The organism is Acinetobacter sp. AKBS16 (assembly GCF_002899995.1).
Taxonomy (GTDB): Bacteria; Pseudomonadota; Gammaproteobacteria; order Pseudomonadales; family Moraxellaceae; genus Acinetobacter; species Acinetobacter baumannii.
The window spans coordinates 54,956-56,279 of the sequence record NZ_POYH01000101.1 but is presented as its reverse complement, the minus strand read 5'-3'; the positions used below and the strand labels follow the sequence as shown (position 1 = coordinate 56,279).

The 1,324-nt window shown below is 43.1% G+C and carries 2 protein-coding genes; one reads left to right on the top strand and one right to left on the bottom strand.

What is annotated here, in order from left to right; translation table 11 throughout:
- The coding region (locus C1642_RS19975; protein WP_228153993.1) for an aldehyde dehydrogenase family protein at positions 1-1,074 on the top strand (1,074 nt) is incomplete at its 5' end.
- 43 nt (positions 1,075-1,117) lie between these two features.
- Here the strand turns inward: C1642_RS19975 and C1642_RS19970 are convergent.
- Positions 1,118-1,324, bottom strand: a 207-nt coding sequence (locus tag C1642_RS19970) for an L-serine ammonia-lyase, iron-sulfur-dependent, subunit alpha (protein ID WP_228153992.1), incomplete at its 5' end; no start/stop codon positions are given.

Sequence of the window (1,324 nt, the reverse complement as noted above, 5' to 3'; positions counted from 1 at the left end):
GGCGACCCTCAAAAAGAAGAAACCACCATGGGGGCTTTAGCGAGCATTAAACAAAAACATGACGTTGCAGAAAAAGTTGCCGAACTCAGCAAAGATGCAAAAATTGTTTTTGGTGGAAACGATAGTTTTACATTTAATGCAGACCATCCTGAAAAAGGTGCTTTTTTCGCTCCAACTTTATTGGTGTGCGAACAGCCTTTACAAGCGACAAATGTTCATACCACGGAAGCTTTCGGTCCGGTATGTACACTCATGCCATATCAAAACATTGAAGAACTAGCTGACCTTGTTTCACGTGGTGAAGGTAGCTTAGTGGCTTCTGTCGTTAAAAATAACGATGAGAATATTGAGCAGATTATTCAAAAAATTGCACCTTGGCATGGACGTGTGCATGTACTCGATGCAGAATCGGCAAAAGAAAGTACAGGTCATGGTTCACCACTTCCACATTTAGTACACGGCGGCCCTGGCCGTGCAGGTGGCGGTGAAGAGTTAGGTGGTATTCGTGCAGTTAAACACTACATGCAGCGCACTGCAATTCAAGGCTCACCAAACAGCCTGACGCAAATTACCCATTCATGGACTGCTGGCTCGAAAGTTAATGAGGACCGTGTACATCCATTTAAAAAGTCTTTTGATGAGTTAGTGATTGGTGAACGTTTATTAACGGCGCGTCGTACAGTCACCGAAGCTGATATTGTCAATTTTGCTTGTTTAAGCGGTGACTACTTCTATGCACATACTGACAAAATTGCAGCTGCCGAGTCTTTCTTTGGTGAACGTGTGGCACATGGATATTTCATTGTGTCTGCCGCAGCAGGTCTATTTGTAGATGCAGCACAAGGCCCTGTAATTGCCAATTATGGTATGGACAACTTACGTTTTGTTGAACCGGTTAAAATTGGTGACTCAATCCAAGTTGAACTCACCTGTAAACAAAAAACACCTAAACCACAAAAAGACCCGTCTCAGCCTGCACATGGCGTTGTGGTATGGGATATTAAAGTCAAAAACCAACGCGGTGAACTTGTCGCAACTTACGACATTTTAACTTTAGTTGCTCGCGAGGCTTAATGTTTAAAATGAGATGGGGTCACCTCGTCCCCATCTCATTTTTTTAACACTCAATGGCGTTAACAGCGAGACCACCTTTTGAAGTCTCTTTATATTTCTCAGACATATCTTTGCCCGTCTCCTTCATAGTCTGAATCACTTTATCTAGTGTGACAAAGTGTTCATCGTCATCATGAAGTGCCATTTGGGCTGCGTTAATGGCTTTTACAGCCGCAATTGCATTTCGTTCAATACAAGGCACCTGAACCAA